This window comes from Vibrio sp. Of14-4 (genome assembly GCF_022347625.1).
GTDB classification, from domain to species: domain Bacteria; phylum Pseudomonadota; class Gammaproteobacteria; order Enterobacterales; family Vibrionaceae; genus Vibrio; species Vibrio pristinus.
Window position 1 is genome coordinate 1 of sequence record NZ_JAKRGI010000060.1, and the last position, 1,198, is coordinate 1,198.

General features: G+C 52.3%; 2 protein-coding genes. Both read right to left on the reverse strand.

Features of this window, described 5'->3' with window-relative positions:
• A partial coding sequence (locus MHN79_RS20950) for an AMP-binding protein (RefSeq protein ID WP_275436725.1) occupies positions 1–672 on the reverse strand: 672 nt, incomplete at its 3' end.
• Positions 662–1,198: AMP-binding protein (locus MHN79_RS20955; RefSeq protein ID WP_275436726.1), on the reverse strand; the 537-nt coding region annotated here is incomplete at its 5' end. The genes MHN79_RS20955 and MHN79_RS20950, both read right to left, overlap by 11 nt.

A 1,198-nucleotide genomic window follows, 5' to 3' on the forward strand; every position in this document is an offset into this window, starting at 1 on the left:
GCTCTCATGGCTTTGCGCCGCCGCATCAACGGCACCAAGCTCAACCCTAAATCCTCGAATTTTCACTTGATGGTCAGTGCGACCCAAATATTCCAGCTCACCATCTGCTAGCCTGCGTACTCGGTCTCCCGCGCGGTACATACGCTCGCCCGGAACAAAGGGGTTAGCCACAAACGCTGCATCGGTTAAATCATCACGATGCAAGTAGCCTCGCGCTAACCCTTCACCCGCAATATACAACTCACCCGCAACACCGGTTGGCACTAGCTGATGCTGCTCATTGAGCACATAGAACTGAGTATTGCCTATTGGATGACCTAAGGTGATGGCCGATTCTTCTTCAATCCGTTTCACCGATGACCAAACGGTTGTCTCGGTTGGCCCATACACGTTCCAAAGTTCAACCGCACCATGAGTGAGTAGCGATGACTTCAAGCTCTCTGGCATGGCTTCACCACCACAGATTACTCGCAGAGGCTGCGCTGGCTGCCAGTTATCATTGACCAGCATTTGCCATGTCGATGGCGTCGCCTGCATCACACTCACTTGATGCTCGTTCATCAAGCCAGCTAGTTGAGCAGGATTTAACGCCGCCTCACTCGAGGCCACCACCACATGACCACCCATAATCAAGGGCAAATACAACTCCAACACATGGATATCAAACGACATCGAGGTCACCGCGAGTAACGTATCTTCTGCGTTCTGCGCTCAATCCTGGCTTTTTCGCCATCGACCACAAGAAGTTCACCACTGATTGATGCTCAACCGCAATGCCTTTAGGCTCACCAGTAGAGCCTGAGGTGTAAATAACATACGCCAAGTCACTAGAGGTCGAATCGCGACGGACAATCGGCTCACTCTCTGTGTTCGCCCATTGGTGATGCTCAACCACCAATACCGCCTCCGTGTAAGCTGCCGTCGCTTGCTCTGAGTCCTTATCACACAGCACCAAGCTTGGTTGACTGTGCGCTAACATTCCTTGTATTCGCTCTTGTGGGTAGTTAGGGTCGAGAGGCACGTACGCCCCCCCCGATTTCAATATCGCAAGTAAAGACACCAACATCGACATCGAGCGCTCTTGGTGAACGCCCACCAAATCATCGCTGCCAACACCCCGAGATTGAAGCTCATGCGCTAACGCATTGGCTCGCTTATCCAACTCTCGATAGCTTAATGTGTCCCCATCAAACGTGGC